General features: G+C 58.9%; 22 protein-coding genes and 1 CRISPR repeat array. Of the genes, 17 read left to right on the top strand and 5 right to left on the bottom strand.

Annotated elements, in window-relative coordinates:
• Positions 1-7: 7 nt before the first annotated feature.
• On the bottom strand, positions 8-1,123 hold the full coding sequence (ytvI, locus tag ABEV74_RS10745) for a sporulation integral membrane protein YtvI (protein WP_430145923.1): 1,116 nt from the start codon (positions 1,121-1,123) through the stop codon (positions 8-10).
• A 367-nt stretch (positions 1,124-1,490) separates the two neighbouring features.
• Here ytvI and citZ point away from each other — a divergent pair, with 367 nt between their 5' ends.
• The 7 genes from citZ (at position 1,491) to ABEV74_RS10710 (ending at position 9,687) form a co-directional block, all read left to right on the top strand.
• On the top strand, positions 1,491-2,603 hold the full coding sequence (gene citZ, locus ABEV74_RS10740) for a citrate synthase (protein WP_062491760.1): 1,113 nt from the start codon (positions 1,491-1,493) through the stop codon (positions 2,601-2,603).
• 105 nt (positions 2,604-2,708) lie between these two features.
• Positions 2,709-4,001 (top strand): NADP-dependent isocitrate dehydrogenase, encoded by a 1,293-nt coding sequence (gene icd, locus ABEV74_RS10735; RefSeq protein WP_062491762.1) that lies wholly within the window; start codon positions 2,709-2,711, stop codon positions 3,999-4,001.
• A gap of 74 nt (positions 4,002-4,075) precedes the next feature.
• The gene (gene mdh / locus ABEV74_RS10730; RefSeq protein ID WP_062491764.1) at positions 4,076-5,017 is read left to right on the top strand and encodes a malate dehydrogenase; all 942 of its coding nucleotides are present in this window, start codon (positions 4,076-4,078) and stop codon (positions 5,015-5,017) included.
• Positions 5,018-5,124: 107 nt separating this feature from the next.
• Positions 5,125-7,284, top strand: a complete 2,160-nt coding sequence (recQ, locus tag ABEV74_RS10725; protein ID WP_430145920.1) for a DNA helicase RecQ — start codon at positions 5,125-5,127, stop codon at positions 7,282-7,284.
• Positions 7,285-7,460: 176 nt separating this feature from the next.
• Complete coding sequence (locus ABEV74_RS10720; RefSeq protein ID WP_082655126.1) at positions 7,461-7,880, top strand: hypothetical protein; 420 nt, start codon at positions 7,461-7,463, stop codon at positions 7,878-7,880.
• A gap of 47 nt (positions 7,881-7,927) precedes the next feature.
• Complete coding sequence (locus tag ABEV74_RS10715; protein ID WP_430145918.1) at positions 7,928-8,887, top strand: sugar kinase; 960 nt, start codon at positions 7,928-7,930, stop codon at positions 8,885-8,887.
• Positions 8,888-8,889: 2 nt separating this feature from the next.
• Positions 8,890-9,687, top strand: coding sequence for a DeoR/GlpR family DNA-binding transcription regulator (locus ABEV74_RS10710; protein ID WP_430145916.1), 798 nt, complete (start codon positions 8,890-8,892; stop codon positions 9,685-9,687).
• Between the two features lie 124 nt (positions 9,688-9,811).
• On the opposite strand, the gene nagA is transcribed toward ABEV74_RS10710, so the two are convergent.
• Positions 9,812-10,996 carry an N-acetylglucosamine-6-phosphate deacetylase gene (gene nagA, locus ABEV74_RS10705; protein ID WP_430145914.1) on the bottom strand — a complete coding sequence of 395 codons (1,185 nt, stop codon included), beginning with the start codon at positions 10,994-10,996 and terminating at the stop codon, positions 9,812-9,814.
• Entirely contained in the window at positions 10,993-11,715 is a 723-nt protein-coding gene (gene nagB / locus ABEV74_RS10700; protein ID WP_430145912.1) for a glucosamine-6-phosphate deaminase, read from the bottom strand. The genes nagA and nagB overlap by 4 nt, the downstream gene beginning before the upstream one ends.
• Positions 11,716-11,914: 199 nt before the next feature.
• Between nagB and fni the strand changes: the two genes are divergently transcribed.
• Positions 11,915-12,988: a type 2 isopentenyl-diphosphate Delta-isomerase gene (gene fni / locus ABEV74_RS10695; protein WP_430145910.1), complete on the top strand. Its 1,074-nt coding sequence runs from the start codon at positions 11,915-11,917 to the stop codon at positions 12,986-12,988.
• A 44-nt stretch (positions 12,989-13,032) separates the two neighbouring features.
• Here the strand turns inward: fni and ABEV74_RS10690 are convergent, their stop codons facing one another.
• Positions 13,033-14,046, bottom strand: coding sequence for a LacI family DNA-binding transcriptional regulator (locus tag ABEV74_RS10690; RefSeq protein ID WP_062491778.1), 1,014 nt, complete (start codon positions 14,044-14,046; stop codon positions 13,033-13,035).
• Between the two features lie 489 nt (positions 14,047-14,535).
• On the opposite strand from ABEV74_RS10690, the gene ABEV74_RS10685 reads away from it, so the two are divergent.
• The 6 genes from ABEV74_RS10685 (at position 14,536) to ABEV74_RS10660 (ending at position 20,798) form a co-directional block, all read left to right on the top strand.
• Positions 14,536-14,868 carry a UxaA family hydrolase gene (locus tag ABEV74_RS10685; RefSeq protein WP_430145908.1) on the top strand — a complete coding sequence of 111 codons (333 nt, stop codon included), beginning with the start codon at positions 14,536-14,538 and terminating at the stop codon, positions 14,866-14,868.
• Positions 14,865-16,025, top strand: coding sequence for a UxaA family hydrolase (locus ABEV74_RS10680; RefSeq protein WP_430145906.1), 1,161 nt, complete (start codon positions 14,865-14,867; stop codon positions 16,023-16,025). Before ABEV74_RS10685 ends, ABEV74_RS10680 begins: the two co-directional genes overlap by 4 nt.
• A gap of 29 nt (positions 16,026-16,054) precedes the next feature.
• The gene (locus ABEV74_RS10675) at positions 16,055-16,849 is read left to right on the top strand and encodes an SDR family NAD(P)-dependent oxidoreductase (protein WP_062491784.1); all 795 of its coding nucleotides are present in this window, start codon (positions 16,055-16,057) and stop codon (positions 16,847-16,849) included.
• A gap of 1,441 nt (positions 16,850-18,290) precedes the next feature.
• Positions 18,291-19,031 carry a class I SAM-dependent methyltransferase gene (locus ABEV74_RS10670; RefSeq protein WP_213531653.1) on the top strand — a complete coding sequence of 247 codons (741 nt, stop codon included), beginning with the start codon at positions 18,291-18,293 and terminating at the stop codon, positions 19,029-19,031.
• A complete protein-coding gene (locus ABEV74_RS10665) occupies positions 19,028-20,047 on the top strand; it encodes an MBL fold metallo-hydrolase (protein WP_430145903.1) in 1,020 nt (339 codons plus the stop codon). The genes ABEV74_RS10670 and ABEV74_RS10665 overlap by 4 nt, the downstream gene beginning before the upstream one ends.
• Positions 20,048-20,105: 58 nt before the next feature.
• A complete protein-coding gene (locus ABEV74_RS10660) occupies positions 20,106-20,798 on the top strand; it encodes a hypothetical protein (protein ID WP_430145901.1) in 693 nt (230 codons plus the stop codon).
• Positions 20,799-20,941: 143 nt separating this feature from the next.
• Here the strand turns inward: ABEV74_RS10660 and ABEV74_RS10655 are convergent, their stop codons facing one another.
• A complete protein-coding gene (locus ABEV74_RS10655) occupies positions 20,942-21,469 on the bottom strand; it encodes a phosphatidylglycerophosphatase A family protein (protein WP_430145900.1) in 528 nt (175 codons plus the stop codon).
• A gap of 141 nt (positions 21,470-21,610) precedes the next feature.
• On the opposite strand from ABEV74_RS10655, the gene ABEV74_RS10650 reads away from it, so the two are divergent.
• The 3 genes from ABEV74_RS10650 to ABEV74_RS10640 all read left to right on the top strand — a co-directional run bounded on the left by ABEV74_RS10650 (position 21,611) and on the right by ABEV74_RS10640 (position 24,226).
• Positions 21,611-22,705, top strand: coding sequence for a GerMN domain-containing protein (locus ABEV74_RS10650; protein WP_430145899.1), 1,095 nt, complete (start codon positions 21,611-21,613; stop codon positions 22,703-22,705).
• 139 nt (positions 22,706-22,844) lie between these two features.
• Positions 22,845-23,591, top strand: a complete 747-nt coding sequence (gene rph, locus ABEV74_RS10645) for a ribonuclease PH (RefSeq protein WP_062491796.1) — start codon at positions 22,845-22,847, stop codon at positions 23,589-23,591.
• Positions 23,588-24,226, top strand: a complete 639-nt coding sequence (locus ABEV74_RS10640; protein ID WP_430145898.1) for an XTP/dITP diphosphatase — start codon at positions 23,588-23,590, stop codon at positions 24,224-24,226. Before rph ends, ABEV74_RS10640 begins: the two co-directional genes overlap by 4 nt.
• Positions 24,227-25,113: 887 nt before the next feature.
• Positions 25,114-26,357: direct repeats of the CRISPR family, unit length 32 nt; unit sequence GTCGCTCCCTACACGGGAGCGTGGATTGAAAC.
• Between the last annotated feature and the right edge of the window lie 144 nt (positions 26,358-26,501).

Genomic DNA, 26,501 nt, shown 5'->3' with positions numbered 1-26,501 from the left:
GATAAGCTTACCGCTTGTCTCCCATAATATAACGGATCAGGTCGCGAAAGACATTGGCGCGGTGCAGCGCCGTCACGAAGACGAGCGCGATCGGCGCGACGATCAGCCCGGGCACGCCGAGCAGCTGCAGGCCGGCAAACATGGCGATCAGCAGAAACAGCGGATCGACCCCGAGCGTGCTTGCCATCACTTTCGGCTCGATCATTTGCCGGGCGATCAGCACGATGCCGTACAGGACGGACAGGCCGATGGCGAGGGTGACGTCGCCGTACAACCATTTGTAGGCGATCCACGGAATCATGACCGCGCCTACGCCCAGGTACGGGAGCAGGTCGACGAGACCGATCAGAATGCCGATCGTAAGCGCATATTCCACGCGAAGAATGATCAAGCCGGCGGTGATCGCCGTGGCCGTGATCGAGATCAGCAGCAGCTGGGCGCGAATGTACCCGGTAATCGCCTGCTGCAAATCGGCCCAGACCGCGCCGCTCGTAATTCGGATGCCGGAGGGAAGCCAGCCGCCGATGCGCTCGGCGTGTCTGGACCAGTCCTTGCTGATGAAGAACGCCGCCAGCACGATAATGACGAGCAGGGTGGCGACATTCGGCAACGATGTCAGCATCAGGCGCACCGTTTGAAAAAACAGTCCGACGATCGAGGTGCTGATATCCGTCAGGATGTCGGCCGATTTGAAGATGCTGTCGTTGATCGTTCTGCGATAATCGGGATGCTCGTTGTAGAAGGATGAGAGCTGGCGGATGAGCATCTGGATTTCCGGCGAGGAGACGAAGCGGTCGAACTGCTCCCTCCACCACCGGATCACGTTCTCGACCGATCCGGACAAGTTGACGACTTCCGCGACGATGCGCGTGATCAGCGCGGCGAGTACGACGAGCAGGGAGGAGATGCACACGAGCAACGCGATCGTAACGGCCAGCCAGCGGGGCAGTCTGGCGCGGCGCTGCAGCGCGCCGACGAACGGCTGCAGCGCATAGGCCAGCAGCCAGGCGATAATAAACGGATAAATAAGCGGCGTCACATATCGCACCGCCAGGACGATCGCCGCCGCGCAAGCCGCCACCCAGCCGGCGCGCATAAGCCGGGACCATATGTATCGTTCCATGGGGCATCCCTCCTTCGAACCGTACAAGTCCCTCTCTAATTACATATGCGGCTTGTCTCCGTATTAGCATCGAAACGGCAAGACCCATTTCGATGCCGGCCGAACGCGCCCGTCCGAGGCGAAGCTTGCCGGGACTCGAAAGCAATGAATCGGGATATTTTCCAGAATACGTTTGCGAACAGGTGCATGAATGACGACGTCAGGAGCGGTTTATGCATCACAAAAAAACTTTATGGTGTCGATAAATCAATTTTATGCCCCTTTCAGTTCACTTCGTCGACAAAATACTTTATTATATAAAAGACGACTGTGTATCGAATAACTTTATATTTTAGACAGAATTCCGATCGTAAAAGGAGAGAGAAAAATGACAGCAACCAAAGGTCTGGAGGGAATCGTCGCTACGACGTCATCCATCAGCTCCATTATTGACGGCGTACTGACGTATCGCGGTATCAATATCGACGACCTTGCGGCGCATGCTACGTTCGAAGAAGTTGCCTATCTTCTTTGGCACGGCAAGCTGCCGACAGCGTCGCAGCTTGCCGAACTGCGCAGCCGGCTTGACGAATACGCGCCCATCCCGGCCGAAATTATCGAGCAGATCAAGCTGTATCCTGACGGCACGAACGCCATGGCCGCGCTTCGTTCCGCCGTTTCCGCGCTTGCTCTCTACGACGAAGCGGCGGGCGACATGTCCGCTGAAGCGAATCTCGACAAAGCGATCAAGCTGCAGGCCAAGCTTCCGACGATCGTCGCCGCTTTTGCCCGCATTCGCGAAGGCAAAGCGCCGGTTGCGCCGAAGAAAGGCGTATCGATCGCACATAACTTCCTGTATATGCTGACCGGGGAAGAGCCGAAAGAAGTGGCTGTGAAAGCGCTCGATCAGGCGCTCGTGCTGCATGCCGACCACGAGCTGAACGCCTCGACGTTCGCCGCTCGCGTCACGGTCGCGACGCTCTCCGATATCTACTCCGGCGTGACTTCGGCGATCGGCGCCCTGAAAGGACCGCTGCACGGCGGGGCGAACGAAGCCGTCATGGTCATGCTCGAGGAGATCGGTTCGATCGATAACGTCGAAGCCTACATCACGAACAAGCTGAACAACAAGGAAAAAATTATGGGCTTCGGCCATCGGGTTTACAAGAACGGCGATCCCCGCGCGAAGCATCTGCAGAAGATGTCCCGCGAGCTTGGCGAGCTGACGGGCAATCTGGAGCTGTACGAAATGTCCGTCAAGATCGAAGAGCTGGTAACGGGACAGAAGGGGCTGAAGCCGAACGTCGACTTCTATTCCGCTTCCGTCTATACGTCGCTCGGCATTCCGCGGGATCTGTTCACCCCGATTTTTGCGATCAGCCGCGTATCGGGCTGGACGGCTCACATTTTGGAGCAGTACAGCGACAACCGTCTGATCCGTCCGCGCGCCGAATACGTAGGACCGGTCAACCAGCGTTACGTGCCGATCGAACAGCGGTAAGAAGCCGGCTTTCGGGAAGAAGGCGGGGATTCCCCGCTTTGTCCGGAATCGGCATGGCGACAGGATACAGCCTATTCACGCAAGGATAAGGAGGACTCTTTTACGATGAAACTTGAAAAATACGCCCTTCCGACCGAAGGCGAGAAAATTACGATCGACAACGGCAAACTTCAGGTACCGAATAACCCCGTCATTCCGTTCATCGAGGGCGACGGCACAGGCCGCGACATTTGGCGCGCTTCCAAGCGGGTGCTCGATGCCGCGGTAGAGAAAGCGTATAAAGGCGAGAAAAAATTGGCATGGTATGAAGTGTATGCCGGCGAAAAAGCCTATAATACTTACGGCGAATGGCTGCCGAACGACACGCTGGAAGTGATCCGCGAATATATCGTGGCGATCAAGGGCCCGCTCACGACGCCGATCGGCGGCGGCATTCGTTCCCTGAACGTCGCGCTTCGCCAGGAGCTTGACCTGTATACATGTCTCCGTCCGGTCCGTTACTTCAAAGGCGTGCCTTCGCCGGTGAAACGTCCGGATCTGGTGAACATGGTCATTTTCCGCGAAAACACCGAGGACATTTACGCGGGCATCGAATATCAGTCGGGCTCGCCCGAAGTGAAGAAAGTGATCGAGTTTCTGCAGAAGGAAATGGGCGTGAAGAAGATCCGCTTCCCGGAAACGTCCGGCATCGGCATCAAGCCGGTATCGTCCGAAGGCTCGAAGCGTCTGGTGCGCGCCGCTATTGAATATGCGATCAAGCACGGCCGCAAGTCGGTAACGCTTGTCCATAAAGGCAACATTATGAAATTTACCGAGGGCGCGTTCAAAAACTGGGGCTATGAAGTAGCCGAGCAGGAGTTCCCGGACAAAACCTTCACCTGGGGCCAATACGACCGCATCAAGGAAGCCGAAGGCGTCGAGGCCGCCAACAAGGCGCAGGACGAAGCGATCGCGGCAGGCAAAATCATCATCAAGGACGCCATCGCCGATATCGCCCTGCAGCAAGTGCTGACGCGTCCGACCGACTTCGACGTTATCGCGACGCTCAACCTGAACGGCGACTATCTGTCGGATGCGCTGGCTGCGCAAGTCGGCGGCATCGGCATTGCGCCGGGCGCGAACATCAACTATGTGACCGGACATGCTATCTTCGAAGCGACGCACGGCACCGCTCCGAAATATGCGGACAAGGACGTCGTCAACCCCGGTTCCGTCATTCTGTCCGGCGTCATGATGCTTGAGCATCTGGGCTGGCTGGAAGCGGCCGAGCTGATCTACAAAGGGATGGAAACGGCGATCAACAACAAAACCGTCACGTACGACTTTGCCCGTCTCATGGAAGGCGCGAAGGAAGTCAAGTGCTCGGAATTCGCCGACGAAGTCATTAAAAACATGTAAAGCGGCTGGGCCGTCCGTCAAACCGGCGGCCCGCTTTTTGTCCTATCCATTCCACCATACGGAGGTGGTCGACCGTGGCGATCAAACGCAAAAAAATTACAATCGTGGGCGCCGGCTTCACCGGTGCGACAACCGCATTGATGCTCGCGCAGAAGGAACTCGGCGATATCGTGCTCGTCGATATTCCGCAGCTTGAAAATCCGACCAAAGGCAAAGCGCTCGACATGCTGGAGTCGACGCCGGTGCAAGGCTGCGATGCCAACATTATCGGGACGTCCAGCTATGATGAAACGAAAGATTCCGACATTGTGATCATTACGGCCGGCATCGCCCGCAAGCCCGGCATGAGCCGCGACGATCTCGTCAACACGAATGCCGGCATCGTCCGTTCCGTCTGCGAGAACGTAAAGGCGACCAGCCCGAACGCTTACGTGATCATTCTGAGCAACCCGGTCGACGCGATGACCTATGTCGCTTACCAGACGCTCGGCTTCCCGAAAAACCGCGTGATAGGCCAGTCCGGCGTGCTCGACACCGCCCGTTACTGCACTTTTATCGCGCAGGAGCTGAACGTATCGGTGGAAGACGTCCGCGGTTTCGTGCTTGGCGGCCACGGCGACGACATGGTGCCGCTCGTCCGCTATTCGAACGTCGGAGGAATTCCGATCGAGAAGCTGATCCCGGCTGACCGGATCGAAGCGATCGTGCAGCGCACCCGCGTCGGCGGCGGCGAGATCGTCAACCTGCTCGGCAACGGCAGCGCCTACTATGCGCCGGCCGCATCGCTGGTGCAAATGACCGAGGCGATCCTCAAGGACAAGAAGCGGATTTTGCCGGTTATCGCCTTGCTCCAGGGCGAATACGGCTACGAAAACCTGTTCATGGGCGTGCCGGTCATTCTCGGCGGCGACGGCATCGAGAAAGTATTCGAGCTGGAGCTGACGAGCGAAGAGAAAGCCGCGCTGGACAAATCGGCCGAATCGGTGCGCAGCGTCATCAAGGTCATTACCGGCTAAGTTGCGGCCGCGATCGAGCCGTTCAAGCTATTCTTGATACAGAGGACCCTGACAGCTTACTGCCGGGGTCCTTCCGTTTTTGCGGAGGAAAGGAGGAGAGGAACGAGATGCTTGACCAGGCTAGGGCGGCGCTGAAGCGCATATACGGCTACGACTCGTTCCGCAAAGGGCAGGAGGACATTATCGAAGGCATTCTCGCGGGACGGGATACGCTGGCCATCCTGCCGACCGGCGGCGGGAAATCGGTCTGTTATCAAATTCCCGCCATGCTGCTGCCCGGCACGACGGTAGTCGTTTCGCCGCTCATCTCGCTTATGAAAGACCAGGTGGATGCGCTGAACCGGCTCGATGTGCCGGCCGCTTTCCTGAACAGCTCGCTCGGCGCCGCCGAATACCGGGACGTGATGCGGCACGCGCTGCAGGGCGATTACAAGCTGCTCTATATTGCGCCGGAGCGGATGGACGCGCCGATGTTCGCTTCGCTGGCCGAGCGGATGCATATTCCGCTTATCGCGATCGACGAAGCCCATTGCGTATCCCAATGGGGGCATGATTTTCGCCCGAGCTACCGGCAGCTGGCCGAATGGATCTCCCGGATGCCGAACCGGCCGGTCGTCGCCGGTTTCACGGCCACCGCTACGCCGGAAGTGTCCGCGGATATCGCGCGGATGTTGGGGCTGCGCTCGCCCAACATTTATGTGACGGGGTTCGCCCGCCCGAATTTGTCGTTGTCCGTTGTCAGCGGGACCGGGAAAAAGGCGTTTCTGCAACGTTTTCTGGCGGAAAGGGCGGAGCAGCCCGGCATCATCTATACGGCGACCCGCAAGGAAGCCGATCAGGTGCATGCGGAGCTGCTCGCGGCGGGCATTGCGGCGGGCAAGTATCACGGCGGAATGAGCGACGACGAAAGAACGGCCGCGCAGGAGAAATTCCGCTTCGACGAGATTCGCGTCATGGTGGCGACCAATGCGTTCGGAATGGGCATCGACAAGCCGAACGTCCGCTTTGTGCTGCATTGGCAAATGCCCGGCGACCTGGAATCGTATTACCAGGAAGCCGGAAGAGCCGGACGCGACGGGGAGGAAAGCGAATGCGTGCTGCTGTTCGAGCCGCAAGACATTCAGGTCCAGCGCTATTTGATCGAGCAAGGAGCGGGCGACGAGACGCGCAAATCGATTCAGCTGTCGAAGCTGTACCAGATGATGAACTATTGCCGCACGCAGCGCTGCCTGCAGCAGGCGATCGTCGCGTATTTCGGCGAAGAGGATGTGCCTCCGTGCGGCAAGTGCAGCAATTGTCTGGACAAGAGCGAACTCGTCGACCGGACGACGGAAGCGCAGAAGGCGCTGTCCTGCGTCGGCAGGATGAAAGGGCGGTTCGGCGTCACGATGGCGGCCAAAGTGCTGAAAGGCTCTCGCGACAAGCGGCTGCTGGAATTCGGTCTCGACCGCCTGTCGACATACGGCCTGCTAAGGGAATGGCCGGAGAAGGAAATCGCCGACTGGCTGTACTGGCTTGTGGCGGAAGGGTATTTGAAGATGAGCGAAGGGGCTTATCCGACGGTCTCGCTGACGGCGCGCGCGCTGCCCGTGCTTGACGGTTCCGAGCGGGTCATGCAGCGGGTGAGAGCGACCGTAAGGCGCTCGTCGTCCGATCCGGCCGCCGCTTCGCCGGCCTTCGAGGCGCTGCGCCAATGGCGGAAGGAAGCGGCGGCAAGGGAAGGCATTCCGCCGTTCATGCTGTTCTTCGACGCGACGCTGCGCGAATTGGCCGAACGGCTGCCGGTTACGGCCGATGAGCTGCTGGGCGTGAAAGGAGTCGGCGCCGCGAAAGCCGCAAAATACGGGGAAGAGGTGCTGGCGATTACCCGGCGCTTCGCCGATGTGGAAAGGAGCGGCGATGCGGACGGAGGAATGCGGATGCCGCTTCCGGATGCGGATGCGCCTTCGGCGAGGACGGAAGAGGAAGGTCCGAGCCATATCCGGACGCTGGAGATGTTCCGGGCAGGGAACACCGTCGAGGCGATCGCGGCCGCGAGAGGGCTGAGCAAGGTGACGGTGGAAGGACATATTATCCGGTGCGCCGAAGAAGGGCATGCGGTGGACTGGGAACGAATCGTGCCTCCGGATCGGGAGCAGCAGATTTTGGATACGGTAAGAGCGCTCGGCGCGGACCGGCTTCGCCCGATCAAGGACGCGCTTCCCGACGACATTTCCTATTTCGCCATCCATGGCGTCATCTGCAAGTACGGGCTGCGCCGCGGCTGATGCCGTCCCGAAAGAGCACGCAGGGAATCGCACATGGAATCCGCGCAGGAAATTCGCGCATGGAATCCGTCAAGAGCGCGAAGGGAATCCGTTCCGTCCGTTCGTCCGTTCGTTTTTGAGTTTCCCGCCGGGTTCGAGTATACTGGACATAAGAATGCCTGTAGGAGGATGAAACAGTGTCTAATGTCATGTGGTTTTTGCACTTGCTCGGCGCTGTCGGCATGGGATTTTACATCGTGCTGCCGGTGCTTCTCGGCAAGGCGCCCAAGCTGGCTGGAGGCGGCCAGGAAGGTTTGGCCGAAGGCTTGTCTTCCGCCAACCGGATCGCACAATATTTTTTGGTCGTGCAATTGCTGACAGGCGGCTACATTATGTCCCAGGGCAACTATTCGCCGCTGTGGATGGTGCTCGTGACGGTGCTCTTCCTCGGCATCGCGGCCGTTTCCGGCATGATGAGCAAGCCGCTCAAGCAAATTGTCGGCTCGATCCGCGAAAACCGGAGCGCAACGGCCTATATCGCCAAAGCGCGGGCAATGAGCTTCGCCGTACTCATTATGTATCTCGTCATTATTTATTTGATGAAATTTCCGTTCTGACGGCTTGACCGGGGAACGGCACAGACGGGGCAGGGAGGAAGAAGCAGTTGAAACAGCAGCTATCGCCGGATTTGGTGACTTTTGGGGAAACGATGGGGCTTTTCATGCCGCCGGAGCATCGGGCGCTGGAACGGTCGGCGCTTCTGGAGCAAAGCTTCGGCGGGGCCGAAAGCAATGTGGCGATCGGAGCCGTCCGGCTCGGCGTATCGGCCGGCTGGTTCGGCGTTCTCGGCGACGATCCGTTCGGCAGAATAATCAAGAAGACGCTGCGCGGAGAGGGCGTCGACGTTTCGCGCGTTCGCCTGGACGGCGAGGCGCCGACCGGTCTGATGTTTCGCGAGACGGTTGCCGGCAAGCTTGCCGTCCACTACTATCGCAAGCATTCCGCCGCCAGCCGGATGCGCCCGGAGCATCTGGACGCCGATTATATACGCGGCAGCAAAATTTTGCATGTGACGGGCATTACGGCTGCGCTTAGTCCGGAATGCCGGGCCACCGTGCGGGAAGCGGTCCGTATCGCCAGAGAAGCCGGCGTCGCCGTCTGTTTCGACCCGAATCTGCGGCTCAAGCTGTGGACGATCGAGGAGGCGCGGCAGACGCTGCTGCCGCTGGCGGAAGAGGCCGACTATTTTCTTCCCGGTTGGGACGAGCTTCGTCTGCTTTACGACAGCGACGATTTCGGGACGATTGCGGACAAGCTGTCGGCGCTTAAGGCCGTTACGGTCATTAAAGGCAAAGACGACCGGACGATCGTGCTGAATCGCGGGCAGCGCACCGAAGTGCCGTTTTATCCGGCGGAGCGGGTTGTCGATACGGTCGGCGCGGGCGACGGGTTTTGCGCCGGTTTTCTGGCCGGCATTTTGAAAGGAATGCCGCCGGAGGAAGCGGTGCGGCTGGCCAGCATCGTCGGTTCGCTCGTCGTTCAGATGCGCGGGGATTGGGAAGCGCTGCCGGAATGGCCGCTTGTGGAGCAGCGGCTCAACAACAAGGCATGGGTGGAAAGGTAAAAATGGCTGAAACGCAATCGTCCCGCAGCCATCGCCGCCGGGAAGCGGTGATGGAGCTGCTCAAACGTCAAGGACGAATTACCGTACAAGAGATGGTGGACCGGTTCGGCTGTTCGGAGGCGACCGCCCGGCGCGATCTGGAGCTGCTGGAGAAGACGGAGCCGATCATTCGTACGATCGGCGGAGCCATGTACGACGGATGGAACGCCGCCCGCGACTTGGCGTTTTCCGAACGGCAGGGGCTATCCTACCTGGAGAAGGAGCGGATCGCCAGACTGGCTTCGACGCTCATTGCCGAAGGCGATGTCGTCGGACTGTCGGGAGGCACGACAACGTACCTGCTCGCCAAGCTGCTGAAGACGAGAAAAGGAATAACGGTCGTTACGAACGCCGTCAACATTGCGATGGAGCTGGCCGGAAGCGATATCCAGGTTCTCGTCACAGGCGGCATCATGCGCCACAACAGCTTCGAGCTGTGCGGGCCGCTCGGGGAGGATACCGTAAGCCGGTTGAATATCGGGAAAATGTTCATCGGCGTGGACGGCATTTCTTCAGCCGGAGGCATTACGACGTATTCCGAGCAGGAAGCCCAGATCGCCAAAGCGCTCATTGCCCGCTCCCAAGCGACCTATGTGCTGTTCGACCATTCCAAGGTAGGCAAAACATCGCTGTTCTCGATCGCGCCGCTGTCCGGCGTGCAGGTCTGCATTACGGATGCGCCGCTGCCGTCCGAGCTGCTGGAGGCGGTCCGAACGAGCGGCATCGCCGTCCATATCGCCGCAGACGGCGATAACGGTTAAGCCCTGTCCGGTTAAAATCCATAATAAAGGACTGTCCTTCTGCCTGATTGATACGCTCCCCTTATCGTAAAAGGAGGGCGGTTCGAATCGGCTTCGGGACAGTCCTTCGTCGTTTCGGTAATGTTCAAGCGCGGGCAACCGTACGGCCCCTCACCCATGTCTGGCGAACGGCGAAACGTTCGTCCGTCCATACGAGGTCGGCCTGCAATCCCGGCGCGATGCGGCCGGTCCGGTCGGCGATGCCGAGCTGCTTCGCCGGATTGCCGCTTGCCATCCGGCTTGCGTCCTGCACGCTGACCCCTACTTGTTCGACCATAAAGCGGAGCGCACCGATCATCGTCAAGGTGCTGCCGGCGAGCGTGTCGCCATCCTTCAAACGCGCGGCCCCGTCTTTCACGACAACGGGGAGCTCGCCGAGCTTGTACTCGCCGTCGGGCAGGCCGGCAGCCGCCATCGCGTCCGTGATGAGCAGCAGCTTGTCGGCCGGCTTCGCGGCGACGAGAAGCCGGATGGCGGCGGGATGAACGTGATGGCCGTCCGCAATTACTTCCGCGCAGATGCGCGGATCGGTCAGCACCGCTCCGACCGTGCCCGGCTTGCGGTGGTGAAGCGGCGTCATCGCGTTGAACGTATGGACGGCATGGCTTAGTCCGCGATCGACTGCGGCGATGATGTCATCGTAGCCGGAATCCGTATGCCCGCAGGCAACAATGACCCCGCGCTCCGCCAGCATGGCGATCAGATCGCCGGCGCCCCGGCGTTCGGGGGCGAGCGTCAGCAGCCGGATCGTATCCGGCCAGCGGGCCATCCAATCCTCCAGCCATGCGGGCTGCGGATCGACGATGTATGCCGGATTTTGCGCGCCCGGCCAGCGCTCGCTGATGAAAGGCCCTTCCAGGTGAACGCCGTGGAGCGCGGCATAAGGCATGTCGCCGGCACGGTACGCGGCGACCTCGCGGATGACGGCCTCCGTTTCGTCATGCGGAGCCGTCACCGTCGTCGCCAGCATGCAGGTCGTACCGTTCGCGGCGTGAAACGCCGTAATCCGGTCGAACGCTTCGCGGCTCGCTTCCATAAATTCGGCGCCGTTGCCGCCATGCACGTGAACGTCGATGAAACCGGGCAGCAGCCAGCCGCCTTCGCCATCGACAACCGGCAGTTCGCCGTATGCAGCGGGAACGTCCGAACCTTCCGGATAGACGCCCGCGATTTTCCCCTCCGCGACGACGAGACTGCCGGAGATGATTTCCTCATCTGCGACGATGCGCACATTGGTTATGCGCCAGCTTTCCTGGGACTGCTTCGTCATTCCAATTCCCTCCCCGCTTCGCGGTCCAGCAGCACGATGACATGGGCATGCGTTTGCAGCAGGGAAGCGGGGCATTTCGTCGTAATCGGACCCTGCAGCGCTTCCTTCACAATTCGCGCCTTGTCTGTGCCGCGCGCCGCAAGCACAATCGTCTTTGCCCGCAGAATGGCGCCGACTCCCATCGTCACCGCATGGGTTGGAACATCCCGGATCGAGGTGAAGAAACGGGCGTTCGCTTCGAGCGTCTCCCTCTTCAGCTCCACGACATGCGTTCCCCCGATCAAGGACTCGTCCGGTTCATTGAAGCCGATATGGCCGTTATGGCCGAGCCCGAGCAATTGGATGTCGATCGGGTGCTTCGCGAGCAGCGCATCGTAGCGGGCGCATTCGGCAGCCAGATCGTCCGCCGTGCCGTTCGGCAGATGGACGTTTTCCGGCCGGATGTCGATATGGGCAAACAGATGCTTCTGCATGTACGTATAATAGCTTTGCTCGTGGTTGCGGGGCAGACCGACATATTCATCCAGATTAAAAGTCGTCACTTCCCGGAAGGAGAGGCCTCTGCGGTGTTCTTCCACTATTTTTTCATAAATTCCGATCGGTGTCGAGCCTGTCGCAAGGCCGAGCACGGCATCGGGCTTCCGGCGCACCGTCTCGGCGAACAGGGACGCGGCGTAACGGTCCAGCTCGCTTTGATCATCGAAAATGCGGATTTCCATACTCCGGCACTCCTATCTTGTTTGTTCTTACTCTTTATTTTAACGGAAGTTTGGAATTCCAACAATTAAAATGACGAAAATAATCAACAATATGATTAAAACGATCATTTATAACGACCTTGCGATAAGGGCCGCCGGTACGTTATGATGAACGGGCAATAGTGGAAATCTCGATTTATGACGAAGGAGGGACGGCATCATGACCGTTGGCCGGGAACAGCGGGAGAAAAGGGAAGACGCGCTGACGGCAAAACGAAAAGGGGAGCATATCCGGATTTGCCTGGAAGAGCGGGTCGAAGGCGAAGGCGTTACGACCGGATTCGAAAAGTATCGCTTCGTGCATAATGCGCTGCCGGAGCTGGATTTTGAAAGCATTCGGACGGAGACCCGATTTCTGGACAAGCCGCTGCGCGTTCCGCTGCTCGTCAGTTCCATGACCGGGGGAACCGCCGCAGCCGCTTCCATCAACCGCCGCTTGGCGGAGGCGGCCGAAGCGCGCGGGTGGGCCATCGCGCTCGGCTCGATGCGGGCGGCGATCGAGCGGGAAGAGTTGGCCGCTACTTTTCGCGTTCGCAAGGAAGCGCCGAACGCGCCGATTATCGCCAACCTCGGAGCCGTGCAACTGAATTGCGGCTACGGCGCCGATGAATGCCGCCGTGCCGTGGAGCTGGCGGAAGCGGATGCGCTGGTGCTGCACCTGAACGGCATGCAGGAGCTGTTTCAGCCCGAAGGAGATACGAACTTCGGCGGCCTGCTGCGCCGCATTGCGGAAGTGTGCCGGACGGCGGGCGTGCCGGTCGGTGTGAAGGAAGTCGGCTTCGGCTTCGATGCCGACACGGCCGCCGCCTTGCACGAGGCGGGAGTCGCGTTTCTCGATGTGGCCGGCGCGGGCGGCACGTCCTGGATTCAGGTGGAGAAATTTCGCTCGGCGGACGGGCTTCGCCGCAAAGCGGCGGAAGCGTTTGCCGACTGGGGATTGCCGACGTCCGACTGCGTGAAGGAAGTGCGTGACCGGTTGCCGGACGCATATATTATAGCGAGCGGCGGCCTGCACGATGGGGTCGAAGCGGCGAAAGCGATCGCCCTTGGGGCCGATTTGGCCGGTTTCGGGCGGACGCTGCTCCGGAATGCCGCTTCCTCAGACGGCACGGAGCCGCTTGAGGAACAGTTCGAACGAATCGAATTCGAGCTTCGCGCAACGATGTTCGGTATCGGCGCTTCGACGATCGAGCAGCTTCGGACGACGGACCGGCTGCGCAGGCTGCCGACGTGAGCGTCAGCCCGTCAGCTGCGCTTTTCGAATATGCCGGGTTCTGCTTACGCCGAAGGCGCAGCCGGACGCACGGAACGTCCTGTCGTCAGCTCGTTCGGCAGTACGATGCGCCGAGGGGGAGCGTCCCGGTTTTCGATCCGCTCGATCAGCAGGCTGATGCCCTGACGGCCGAACTCGTAAGCCGGCTGGGCCACCAGCGTAAAGAACGGATCGAGCACCGACATATACCCGAAATCGTCGAATGTTACGATCGACAGCTCTTCCGGCACCCCGATTCCGCGCTTGCGCAGCGACTGCAGCAGACTGAGAGCCAGCAGGTTGTTGGCGGCGAAAACGGCGGTCGGGGAAGGGGAAAGCGACAGCAGCCGTTCTGCGGCTGCTTCCGCATCCTGGGGCCGGTAGTTCGATTCCATCACATAAGCCGGATCGAAGCCGATGCCGCGTTCCGCGAGCGCTTGCCGGTAGCCGGCCAGCCGGTCCCGGGCCGTCGAAACTTCCGGCGAGCCGTTGACCAGGGCAATCCGCCGGTGGCCGAGGCCGATCAAATAATCGACCAGCTTGCGCGCGCCGCCTACGCTGTCCCCCAATACGCAATCGCAGGCGATGCCGGGCACTTCCCGGTCGAGGATGACGAACGGGATGCCGTGCCGTGCGAGCGTCTCGAGATGGGGACGCGAACGGTCTCCCGAAGGCGTAATCAGGACGCCGTCCACCCGGGTGGACAATACCGTATCGATATATTCCCTTTCCTTGTCGACGCTTTCGTCGCTGTTGCCGAGCAGCAGCTTGTAGCCGTTCTCGCGCGCCGCGTCTTCCGCTCCGCGGGCAACGGTCGTATAGAACGGGTTCGTGATGTCGGTAATGAGCAGCGACAGCGTCATCGTTCGCTGCAGCACGAGGCTGCGGGCCGTCGCATTGGGAACATAGTGAAGCTCCTCCATTACCTTCTGCACTTTCAGCCTCGTTTTTTCGCTGATTCGTCCCGTATTGTTGATCACGCGCGAGACGGTCATAGCGGAAACATTCGCTTTTTTGGCAATATCGTATATCGTAACGATCGCTATTCCCTCCGTTTATTCAAAGGTTCGCAAAAAGACATTTGGTCCGCAAAAAGACACTTGGTATTGCCCGTATCCATCGCGCTCGGCCTGATGGCAGTCGTGGGAATCGGCGCAAAAAGAAACTTCGTTCGCAAAAAGACATTTGATTCGTATAAAGACACTGGATTTGCAAAGTGGGTTTGCAAAAAGATACTTGATTCGCAAAAAGATACTTGATTCGCAAAGACAGTGGGTCTGCAAAAAGAAGCTTGATTCGCAAAAAGATACTTGATTCACAAAAAGACACTTGATTCGCAAAAAGATACTTAATTCGCAAAAAGACACTTCGTTTCTCAAAAAGAAACTTGGTCCGCAAAAAGCCATTGACAGCGGCAGTTTGTTTTTGCTAGGGTAGAGTTACCGATAACACTACATTACACTGTCCGGGAAAAATGCGCAAGCCGCGAAAACGCAAAACAGCCGGATAGATAAGGAGGCTTCTATCGAATGGCCGAGCATGTGCAGGTTGGGGCCGATGTCATCGTGATGAACGCCGTCGATCACGTGGCGACCGCGCTTCGCGATCTTCAGGCCGGAGAGACGCTGAGCTACACCATCGAAGGAAGAACCAATATGATCACTGTTATGGAAGCGGTGCCATTCGGGCATAAAATCGCCATTGTGCCGATCGCCGAAGGCGATTCCGTCCGCAAATACGGCGAGGTGATCGGCCGGGCGACCCGGGCCATCGAGCCGGGGCATCACGTGCACGTGCATAATATCGAAGGCATTCGCGGGCGGGGAGACAAAGCCCGAAAGGAAGGAGAAGCGCCGGTATGAAAACGTTTAAAGGTTATGCGCGCGCCAACGGCGATTTCGGCATCCGCAATCATTTGCTTATTATCCCGACGGTCATATGCGCGAATCAGGTATGCAGCCGCATCGAACAGATGGTGCCGGATACGGTGGCCATTCCGCACCAGCACGGCTGCAGCCAGATCGGCGCGGACAAGGACCGGACGTTCGACGTGCTGGCGGGAACGGGACGCAATCCGAACGTCGGAGCCGTGCTGATCGTCAGCCTTGGCTGCGAAGTGGTCGATCCGCAGGCGCTTGCCGACGCGATCCGCGAGACGGGCAAACCGGTCGAATGGTTCGACATTCAGAGCGCCGGAGGTTCGATCAAGGCGATTCAGCACGGGGTAGAGCTGGCGCGGCGGATGCGGGCGGAGCTGGATCGGGTGGAGAAGGTGGACGTGCCGTTCAGCAAGCTGCGGATCGGCGTCAAATGCGGCGGCTCGGACGCGACTTCGGGTCTCGCTTCGAATCCGGCGCTGGGTGTCGCCGCGGATGCGATTATAGCCGACGGCGGCGCGGTCGTCATCGGCGAGACGACCGAAATTATCGGCGCCGAACATCTGCTTGCCGAGCGCTGCGTGACGCCGGACGTTTCGAGCAAGCTCTATTCGATCGTCGAACGGTTCGAGCGCGAGGTCGAGCGCGCCGGCGCCGATATGCGCGGCGGCAACCCGAGCCCGGGCAATATTGCCGGCGGCCTGTCCACGATCGAGGAGAAGTCGCTCGGCTGCATCAGTAAATGCGGCACAGCGCCGATCCGGGCCGTTATCGAGTACGCCGAGCAAATTCCGAACGGCGGCCTGTACTTTATGGATTCGCCTGGCAATGACATCGAATGCGTATCGGGTATGGCTGCGGGAGGCGCGCATTTGGTCTGCTTTACGACCGGCAGAGGCACGCCGACCGGCTCCGCCGTCGTGCCGGTCATCAAAATTACGGCCAACGCCCAAATGTACCGCCGAATGGAAGACAATATGGACGTGGACGTCAGCGGTTTGTTGACCGGCGCATTCGATCTAAGGGAGGCCGGCCGCAGGATCGAGCGGGAAATTCGCGAGGTGGCGGATGGCAAGCTGACGAAAGCCGAAATATTGGGGCATCGCGAATTCAGCATTAACCGGATCGGTCCGAGCTTGTAAAGGTTGAAATCGGGAGGGTGGAAAGAAAGATGCAGCGTTTGAAAGACCGGATCGCGCTCGTCACCGGAGGCAGCCGGGGCATCGGCGAGGCGATCGTCATACGGCTGGCGGAGGAAGGAGCGCATGTCGCCATCAACTACACGTCGGCAAGCTCGCGCGAGCTTGCCGAGAGCGTGAAAGCCCGGGTAGAGGCGCTGGGCTGCCGGGCGATCGTCGTACGCGCGGACGTCGGCAACAAGGCGCAGGTCGAGGCGATGTTCGAGCAGGTGGAGCGCGAGCTCGGCGAAGTCGAAATTCTGGTCAACAATGCGGGCGTGGCGCCGTTCGAGCCGTTCCTGAAGGCGACGGAGGAGACGTGGGACCGCACGATCAACACCAATTTGAAGTCGATCTTCCTCTGTTCCCAGCGGGCTGCCAAGCGGATGGTGGAGCGGCGGTACGGCAAAATTATTAACGTTCTGTCAACTGCGAGCGTCGTCGTAACCAGTCCGGTCATTCCGCATTACCAGGCGTCGAAAGCGGGCGCGCACATGCTGACGAAAGGAATGGCGATCGAGCTGGGCCGCTTCAACATCAATGTGAACGCGGTCGGGCCGAGCACCGTCGATACCGATATGTGCGCCGATTTTCTGAACGATCCCGAGCAGCGCCGGCGCGAGGAGGAGGCCAATCCGATGAAGCGGCTCGGCACGGCCCGCCAGATCGGGGATGCGGTCGTCTTTCTCGCATCGGAGGAGGCGATGCAGGTGAACGGCCATCTGCTGATGGTGGACGGCGGCCTGAGCGTCAAGGCGGCACAGCCGGAGGATCATATGGAAAGATAAAAACGAAGGGGCTTGAAGGGGCTGTCCCTAGAGGTCTTGAATAGCCTAGGGATCGTCCCTTCTATTTGTCTCTTGGAAAAAGTAACCGCTCTTTGGTAAATGGAAGTGGCGAGCCACCCTATACGAAAGGAGCGGTTTCTTTATACGTTCAATCTGTCATGGATCGACTCTGCTTGCTAATGAGCTTGGAGGATGACATGCCTTCGGGTCATCTAGCTCGTGTCGGCAACGAGGCGGCCAACTGTCTGACGACAAGATTTTCACCGCGGTAACCGTGTGGCGGACAAGATTCACCCCAAAATGTTCGCCAAAGCCATCATCTACGTCTACACCGTTTTTTTCGGAAGAGAGGCCCCCGCCCCGCCGATTATGTTGCTATCTGGCCGCTTCAGCGAACCGGTGCTGTCGGCGACAGCCGAGCGGGTATATGGGCGGCCGGTAACAGCCAAGCGGTCTATGCCTGCGAACCATGGGCGGCCGGTAACAGCCGAGCGGTCTATACCTGCGAACCATGGGTGGCCGGTAACAGCCAAGCGGTCTATGTCTGCGAACCGATGCGCCGGTGGCTGAGCGACCCATTCCAATGAGGCTAGAGCGACCGGTAACAGCCGAGTGGGCTTTGCCAGCGAATTGATGTCACTGGTAACAGCCGAGCAGGTCCATTCCAACGGACCAAAGGGGTCGGTAACAGCTGAAGGCCGTGAATACTGCAAAAGTGCAGGATTTTTGCCCCTTACGGACGCTTTTGGCTCACATTCCTGCAAAAGTACAGGAATTTTTGACCATTTCTGCCTGACTCGTCGTTTGGAGGTCAAAAATACTGTATTATCGCAGAAATTTGAACGTTCGGGCCGTCGATAGCGGGAAAAAGCTGCACTTTTGCAGGATTGGTTGATTTAACAATTTAACACGAATGAAAACAGCGGCGAACAGGTGCCGGGGATAAACGGCATCGAACAGGTGCTAGGGCTAAACGGCATCGAACAGGTCCCGGGGCTAAACGGCATCGAACAGGTGCTAGGGCTAAACAGCGGCGAACAGGTCCCGGGGCTAAACAGCAGCGAGCAGGTGCTAGGGCTAAACGGCATCAAACAGGTGCCGGGGCTAAACGAGCATCGAACTGGCGTCGTGGCTGTAGTCCGGCTGCAATCGGGCGGCTCCATACCGTCGCGCAGCGGCTCCGGGACAACCTGTCGCCCCCGCCTCGCTTCCGGGCTCACGGGCTCATCCGTTTCAGAACGGTCGGCAGGTCCAAAAGGTCCCGAACGGATCGACGTTCGCCTCCGAAATCAAGATAAACAGCCGCCCAAACGGCTATTTTCCGAGCGCCCCGAACGTTTCTTGCTGTCGCTGGCCTCTGTTGATTTTGCTCGCCGCGGACGATTGCAGTAAAATGGATACGATATGCGGCAGTTTCGATGCACGCAGGGAGGAATGTACAATGCCGGAATGGTATGAAAAGAGCTTCGGCTCTGATTATATGGTCGTCTACAGGCACCGGGACAGGGAGAATGCGGAGCGGGAAGTGCGGAACATGGCCGGATGGCTGGCATTGCCGCCCGGGGCGGAAGTGCTGGATGTCGGCTGCGGCATGGGAAGGCACGCGCTGTCGCTGGCCGATCTCGGCTACCGGGTAACGGGGCTGGATTTGTCGGAAACGCTGCTTGCCGAAGCGCGGGCAAAAGATGAAGGCGGCCGGGTCGAATGGGTGCGCGGCGATATGCGCCGGCTGCCGTTTGCGGACGGACGTTTCGACGTTACGGTCAATCTGTTCACCTCGTTCGGCTATTTCACCGATGAACGCGACAATTGCGCGGTGCTGCGCGAGCTGCGGCGAGTGTTGCGGCCTGCCGGCCAATTTCTGATCGATTACTTGAACCCGGTCTTCGTCGAGCGCAATCTTGTGCCGCATTCGGAAAGGGTCGATCCCGAGACCGGCTGGACGATCGAGGAGCGGCGGCGAATCGAGGACGGCTTCGTGATCAAAACGATCACCATCCGAACGGAAGACGGGGAACGGCACTACGAGGAACGCGTACGGCTGCTTGGGCGCGACTGGTTTGAACGGGCGCTCGCGGAGGCTGGTCTCGAACTGAGGAGAATATACGGCGGGTACGACGGTCAGCCGTACGAGCAAGCAACTTCGCCGAGACTGATTCTGATCGGGAGGGCGGCACGTTGAACGGCGCTAGCGGCAGGCGCGAGCCGGTAACGGCGTGGCCGGATGGCTGGCTGCAGATCAAAGTTCCGCTCCCCTTCTCGCTCCGCTGGGTCAACGCCTATTTGTTGCCCGAGCCGGGAGGCGGATGGACGCTGATCGACCCGGGGCTGCATACGGAAGAGGCGGTAGCGCTATGGGAAGCGGTGCTGAAGGAACGGCGAATCGGCTTCGGCTCGATCGAGCGCATCGTGCTGACCCATCAGCACCCGGACCATTACGGGCTTGCCGGTTGGTTTCAGGAGCGGAGCGGGGCGCCTGTATATATGTCGCGCGCAGCCCGCGATTACACGCTGCGGCTGTGGGGGCCTAAGCGGTCGTTCGAGACGGATCTGAATGCGCTCTTCAAGGCGCACGGCATGCCGGATGTGCTCCGGGAAGGGATAGCCGGCCACCTGGAAAGCTTCGTGGCGAAGGTGTCCCCGCAGCCGGCGGTCGATTTCATCGAAGCGGGCGGAAGGATCGCGATGAACGGCCTCGAGTGGAAAACGATCGCCGCTCCCGGACATGCCCGCGGCCAGCTTCTGTTCTACCAACGGGAGAGCAAGCGGATCATCTGCGGTGATCAGGTGCTCCCCCGCATTACGCCCAATATCGGACTTGTGCCGGGACCGGATGAGGATAGCAATCCGCTGCGGGCGTTTCTGGATCACCTGACTGAGCTGGCGATGTACGATGTGAAGCTGGCTTTTCCGGGACATCGCGATCCGTTTCCGAATTTCGCGGACCGGATCGCCGAGCTGATCGCCCACCACGAGCGCCGGTTGCAGGAGATTGCCGCTATGCTGGCGGAGCCGCTTACCGGTTATGAGGTATGTATTCGTTTGTTCGGCGCGCGGATTGCGGACGATATGCATCATCTTCGATTCGCCATGGCGGAGACGCTGGCTCATCTGGTCGAGCTGGAGGCCGCCGGCGCAGCCGTACGGACGGAACAGGGCGGCGTCGCCCGGTTTCGCGCAGCGGCTAACATATATTGACAAATGTTAAGACAGGCGTCTATGATTACATATATTAATTTCATAGGCGGTGTAATCGATGAAATATTGTACGCAATGCGGCGTACCGATTGCGGATGATGCCGGAACCGTGTGCGAAAACTGCGGCGGCGGTCAGACGGCGGCGGAAGGGGCGTCATCTTTTCAGACGAACCGGCCGGAAGCCTATGCGGCGCTCGCCCGCAATTACCTTTTCCATCCGTTGCAGGCGCTCGGGGATATGGCCGCTGTTCGTTCGTTTGTCCCCGGTCTGGTCGCAGCCGGCACGGCCGCGCTCATTCTGGCTGTCGTCGTGCTCGTCTATTTGCATCAGACGGTGGGGGCGCTCAGCTTTATTTTTGGCGGATTTGGCGGATTTAACGGATTCGATGTGCCTTACTTCAGTCTGTTTGTCCGCGTATTGTTCGGCGCGCTCCTGCAGTGGCTGCTGCTGTCGGGCGTGATCGTTGGCGGAGCGAAACTGTTTCGGATGCCGGCGGAGAATGTCCAGGCGTTCAATATGGCCGGTTTGACCAAGCTTTATTTCGCGGCTGCCGCGCTGGCCAGCATGGTGCTCGGCTTCATCCACCCTTGGCTTGGCCTTTCCGTTTTGGCCGGGGGTCTCGTGCTGTCAGCGCACGTGCTGTACAAAGGGATGCGGGCGGCTTCCGGCGACGTGCCGTTTTATTTCGTCCCGGCCGTGCTGACCGCCTACTACATCCTGCTGGGGGCGCTGTTCAGGCTGATGTTCTGACGGACAGGCAGCCGCACGGAGGCAGGATCGGAGCAGCATATGCACGTAAGCGGCGTATACGAGTCATAGAAAAGACTGCCAGTTCATTGGAACTGGCAGTCTTTTCTATGACCCGGTTTTTCAGAAGGTCGGTTCGCGCACGTTTAATCGATCGTGTCCTCGCGCTCCGCCTGTTTGCGGTGGGCGATGCGGCTGCTCGCCGAAGCGGCGATCGCGCCGACGATGTCATCAAGGAACGTATGGGTTTGTCCGTCGGTTTTATTGTTCAGCTTAAGCAGAATGCCCGGCTTCAGCTTGTCGATGTAGCCGAAATTAGTGAAGCCGATGCTGCCGTAGACGTTGACAATGGACAGCGCGAGCACCTCGTCGCAGCCATAAAGGCCTTCGTCGTTCCGGATCATCTCCTGCAGCGGGGACATCAGCTTCCCTTCCTCCGCCAAAATATCGAGCTGGATACCGGTGAGCACCGCATTTTGCACTTCGCGTTTCGACAGAACGGCATCGACGTTCTCGAGACATTCCTCTATCGTCAATTCCGGGAAATAATCTTTTTGCAAAAAGTAAGCAAGCTCGGCAATTTCAGTTTTCGTTACGCCGCGCTTGGCAAGCCATTGCTCGGTCGCTTCGGCGACTTGGCGGCTGTCCAGGCTGTATGCTTTCGGTTCGGACATTGGGCAATGCCCCCTTTGACTTATATTTGTTGGACGAAAAGCTGGTCTAAAAATGGGAAGGGCTCGTATACATAGTACTACAAAACGGGAGTTTGTACCAAGCCGCAGCGGCAAATACGATTTTGGGGAGGAAAGGTCGAGATGACGCAATACCGATGGATTCGGCGGACTGCGCTCGCAGGGGCGCTAATGCTACCCGTCTTCATGGCGGGATGCGGGTGGTTGTCGCAGGAAACGAGCAAGGAAATCGATCCGCCACCCGCCGAAAGCGGCAACACGCAGCAAGACGGGCAGATTGACGGGAACGCCGGGGAGCAAGCGCAAGGAGCGGATGACGGACAGTCAGCTGCGACGCAAGGCGACCAAACGCAGTTGACGGTTTATTTGCGGGATGGGAACGGTTATTTGACGCCGGTGACGCTCAATACGGCATTGGAACAGGAAGCGCAGGCCGGTCAGAGGGCGCTCGAAATGATGGTGGAAGGGGGCCGTTACGCCAATCTTCTCCCGGAAGACTTCACGCCGGTACTGCCTCAGGGGACGGAGGTGCTCGGCTACAATCTGGTGAAGGACCAGCAGCTGGCCATCGTCGATTTTTCCAAGCCGTTCACGGAATACAATGCGGAGGATGAGCGCAAAATTGTCGAGGCGGTCACTTGGACGCTCACTTCGCTGCCCGATGTGAAGCAGGTTGAAATCCGCTACGAAGGCGAGAAGCTGAACGAAATGCCGGTTGACGGTTTTCCGCTCGACGAGCCGCTGACCCGTGCCGTCGGTATCAATCTGGAATGGGACGACGGAGTCGATTATACCCGGTCGACGCCGGTGACACTCTATTTCTCCTCCCAGACGGCCGATGCCGAGCAATATTTCGTTCCGGTCACCCGGCTCATTAACCGGACGGACGATACGGCCAAGGCCGCGCTGGAGCAATTGATTGCCGGCCCGCTTGACGGCAGCGACCTGATCGGCGTCATGACGCCCGACGTGCAGGTGAACCGACTGGAGAGCAAAGACGGGACGGTGACCGTAGACCTGCTGGAGCTCGGCTATGACGAGAGTCAGAAGCCGCCGGCGGAAATGCTGGAGGCGGTCGTGCTGTCGCTGGCCGAAAACACCGGAGCGGATAAGGTGCAGATTATGCTGAACGGCAAAACCGGCATTACCGATACGAAAGGGATGTCCTACAGCGAGCCGGTAAGCAAACCGGAGCATGTGAACGCGCTGGAATCGTAACTCTGACTGGCAAGCAAGGAGGGGCATGTCGTTCATGCCTCTTCCTTTCTCTATTGATGCAAATAGATTTTACGAGATGTCTTTGGTAAAATGGGGGAGATTAACGGAGCAATCAGTGACAGAGCAGGAGGCCAGCTACATGAGAACAGACGGTCGGAAACCGGACCAGCTACGGCCGGTCAACGTAACGCTAGGAGTAAACAAATATGCGGAAGGATCCGTACTGATCGAGGTGGGCGATACGCGTGTCGTGTGCACGGCATCCGTCGAGGAGCGGGTTCCCCCTTTCATGAAAGGGCAGGGCAAAGGGTGGATTACAGCGGAGTATGCCATGCTGCCGCGGGCGACGCAGACGCGCAATCAGCGGGAATCGGCAAAGGGAAAACTGTCGGGGCGTACGATGGAGATTCAGCGGCTGATCGGAAGAGCTTTGCGCTCCGTCGTCGATCTGCAAGCATTGGGCGAACGGACGATTACGCTCGATTGCGACGTGCTGCAAGCGGACGGCGGCACCCGCACGACCTCGATCACAGGCTCGTTTCTCGCGCTGGCGCTCGCTGTGGACAAGCTTTCGGGCACGGCGTCGTTTCCCCGCTACCCGATAACCGACTACCTGGCTTCGGTCAGCGTCGGTATCGTCGGCGAGGAGCCGGTGCTGGATCTGCATTATGAAGAGGATTCCAAAGCGAAGGTCGATATGAACGTCGTTATGACGGGAAGCGGCAAGTTCGTGGAAGTGCAGGGAACAGGGGAAGAAGCGCCGTTTTCCCGCTCCGAGCTGGATGCGATGCTCGGTCTGGCGGAGCGCGGCATCCTCCAGCTTGTCGAGCTGCAGAAGCAAACGCTGGGCGAGCTCGGCCGGCGGATCGGGGAGGTGTCGCCATGACGGGCCGCAAGCGGGAAATCGTGATCGCGACGCGAAATCCGGGCAAAGCCCGCGAGTTCGCGCACGCCTTCGCGGCATTGGAGGTTGCGGTGAAAAGCTTGCTTGACTATCCGTCTATTCCGGATATCCCGGAGGATGGTTCGACGTTCGCCGACAATGCGCGCATCAAGGCGAAGACGGCAAGCGAGCTGCTCGGGGTTCCGGCGCTTGCCGACGATTCCGGCTTATGCGTCGATGCGCTGGACGGTGCGCCGGGCGTGTACTCGGCCCGGTACGCGGGCAAAGGAGCGTCGGATGCCGATAACAACGCCAAGCTGCTGGCCGAGCTGACAGGCCGCGGTGCGGAGACGCTCGGCACGCTGCCGGACGGAACGCGGCTGCTCAGCCGGGGGCGGTTCGTGTGCGTGCTGGCGCTGTATGATCCGGAGCGCGGCGCCTTCATCGAAGCGGAAGGAGATGTGGCCGGCTTCATTGCCGACCGTCCGCGAGGCAGCGGCGGCTTCGGCTACGATCCGCTGTTCTGGCTGCCGGAGCTGGGCCGGTCGATGGCAGAGCTGACGCAAGAGGAGAAACGCGCGATCAGCCATCGCGGAAAAGCACTGGAAGCGCTGCTGAACCGGCTGCGGGAACGGTAGCTTGCATGCATGAACGGATCGTTCGTTCGGGTTCTGAACGAGACTGGAGGGTGTTTGCCGTGTGCTGGGCTCAAGCTGGCCGTTGCAGTCACGCGGCGACTTCGACCGGTCACCGGACTGGAAGACGATCTGCACGACCCGGGAGTAATATTAAGTATGAAGTTTATCGCAGGCTGATCGAAAAGGTAGTAAAAAGTGCGAACCCCAAGCGAACATGATTTTCCCGGGAGATTCGCACCCCTTGCTGTGCCTGGCTTTTTAGCCATTTCCGGCAGGTAAATCGCTGTTATAGGACGAGGCAAAATGGGGTTTCGCGAAAACGGGCGTAGAAACCCTTGCTGCTCAAGGGTTTTCACGCCATACTGTCGCTCCCCGTGCGGGAGCGTGGATTGAAACTACGATCGGCACTTGCCAGATGCGGAAGTCGTGGCGTCGCTCCCCGTGCGGGGGAACGACCGATAAGTGGAACTGGTAGAAAGCGGTTTCGTAAAGAGTCGATCGCCTCCTAAATTGAAGAGGGTATACTTTGGAGCATGTTGTTGCGGGCTCCGGATTCGTCGGTGTGAATTCGGTCCAGTATTGATGCTTCCGAGCTATTCGGGAAATGCGGAACTTCGAAATTATAGTTCGGAATTTGTTTTCTGCGAAAAATGAATATGTGATATATTTGGATGTATCTCAAGCCTCTACACGACCGAACCAATCTGGTGCGAATGTGAAGCTCCCATAAAAACCCCGGATCCTTCGCACCTCGAAATTTGTCGAAAAAGAGAGATTTTAAGATGATTCATTAAAAGTCAATCGTAGATTTATACGAAAATGGCATTGAATAATGCAAAATGCAGTATAATTGATGCCCTATTGAGATTGATTGCCCCTTTTTTGCTGTCGCTCCCTACACGGGAGCGTGGATTGAAACAAAAGCGTCCGTACCTCGTAATTGAACGTCTGAATGTCGCTCCCTACACGGGAGCGTGGATTGAAACACCGACGTCGTTACGTTCGAACGCAAATCGCGCGCGTCGCTCCCTACACGGGAGCGTGGATTGAAACTTTACTGAACGTTTCGATGACGCGCTTTTCCGTTTGTCGCTCCCTACACGGGAGCGTGGATTGAAACAACGACTAACGGTTGAGGATGCCATACCAATAAGACGTCGCTCCCTACACGGGAGCGTGGATTGAAACCTGTCAGTGGCAACCCATCCGATGTAGTGTCTATCTTGTCGCTCCCTACACGGGAGCGTGGATTGAAACACCATCCCAACCGATAATCTTTAATCGTATAACCGAGGTCGCTCCCTACACGGGAGCGTGGATTGAAACTCCCGATCTTTCAGCCGGCGCTTGTTGCCGGACTCGTCGCTCCCTACACGGGAGCGTGGATTGAAACCGGTCCGTAGACATATGCACGATCTTGGCCAGTGTCGTCGCTCCCTACACGGGAGCGTGGATTGAAACACCCCTTCGTTAAATACGTTACCTTCCGAAACTACGTCGCTCCCTACACGGGAGCGTGGATTGAAACAACGTATCAACCGAATTTAAAACGAAGGAGTGAACGTCGCTCCCTACACGGGAGCGTGGATTGAAACACCGATGTCTGAATGTTCAGCCCGCCCTCGCCCTTCGTCGCTCCCTACACGGGAGCGTGGATTGAAACGGAATTGAACGAAGAATCAGCGGCCTGGGTCGCGGAGTCGCTCCCTACACGGGAGCGTGGATTGAAACGATAACGCTACCGACTAGCGCGATCCTTTCGTCGTCGCTCCCTACACGGGAGCGTGGATTGAAACAGGCACAACGTTAAGCGGAGAATATAGCGTTCAATGTCGCTCCCTACACGGGAGCGTGGATTGAAACGTTATGCAACAGGTGCCATGCGAAGATTGATCATAGTCGCTCCCTACGCGGGAGCGTGGATTGAAACGGATATACCGGATCGTACGGCACAAAGCCTTCGACGTCGCTCCCTACGCGGGAGCGTGGATTGAAACGCAGCGGGCGGAGCTGCTTTTTATCGACGACATGTGGTCGCTCCCTACGCGGGAGCGTGGATTGAAACCGCAAGATGAGGAGCTAGGCCATGAACTCGCTGCGTCGCTCCCTACGCGGGAGCGTGGATTGAAACATCGTTATGACGTCGCCAGTGTCATTCCGAAAGTGGTCGCTCCCCCCGCGGGAGCGTGGATAATATCACGCTACCGCAAAACTCTTCAAATCGGCACAAATGAGCCGTTCCCCAGAAAAACTACCTAACTGACTTGCCATCTTC

Source organism: Paenibacillus cisolokensis (assembly GCF_050481165.1).
GTDB lineage: Bacteria > Bacillota > Bacilli > Paenibacillales > Paenibacillaceae > Paenibacillus_AH > Paenibacillus_AH cisolokensis.
The sequence above is the reverse complement of the archived record's forward strand: the minus strand, read 5'-3'. Positions and strand labels throughout refer to the sequence as shown.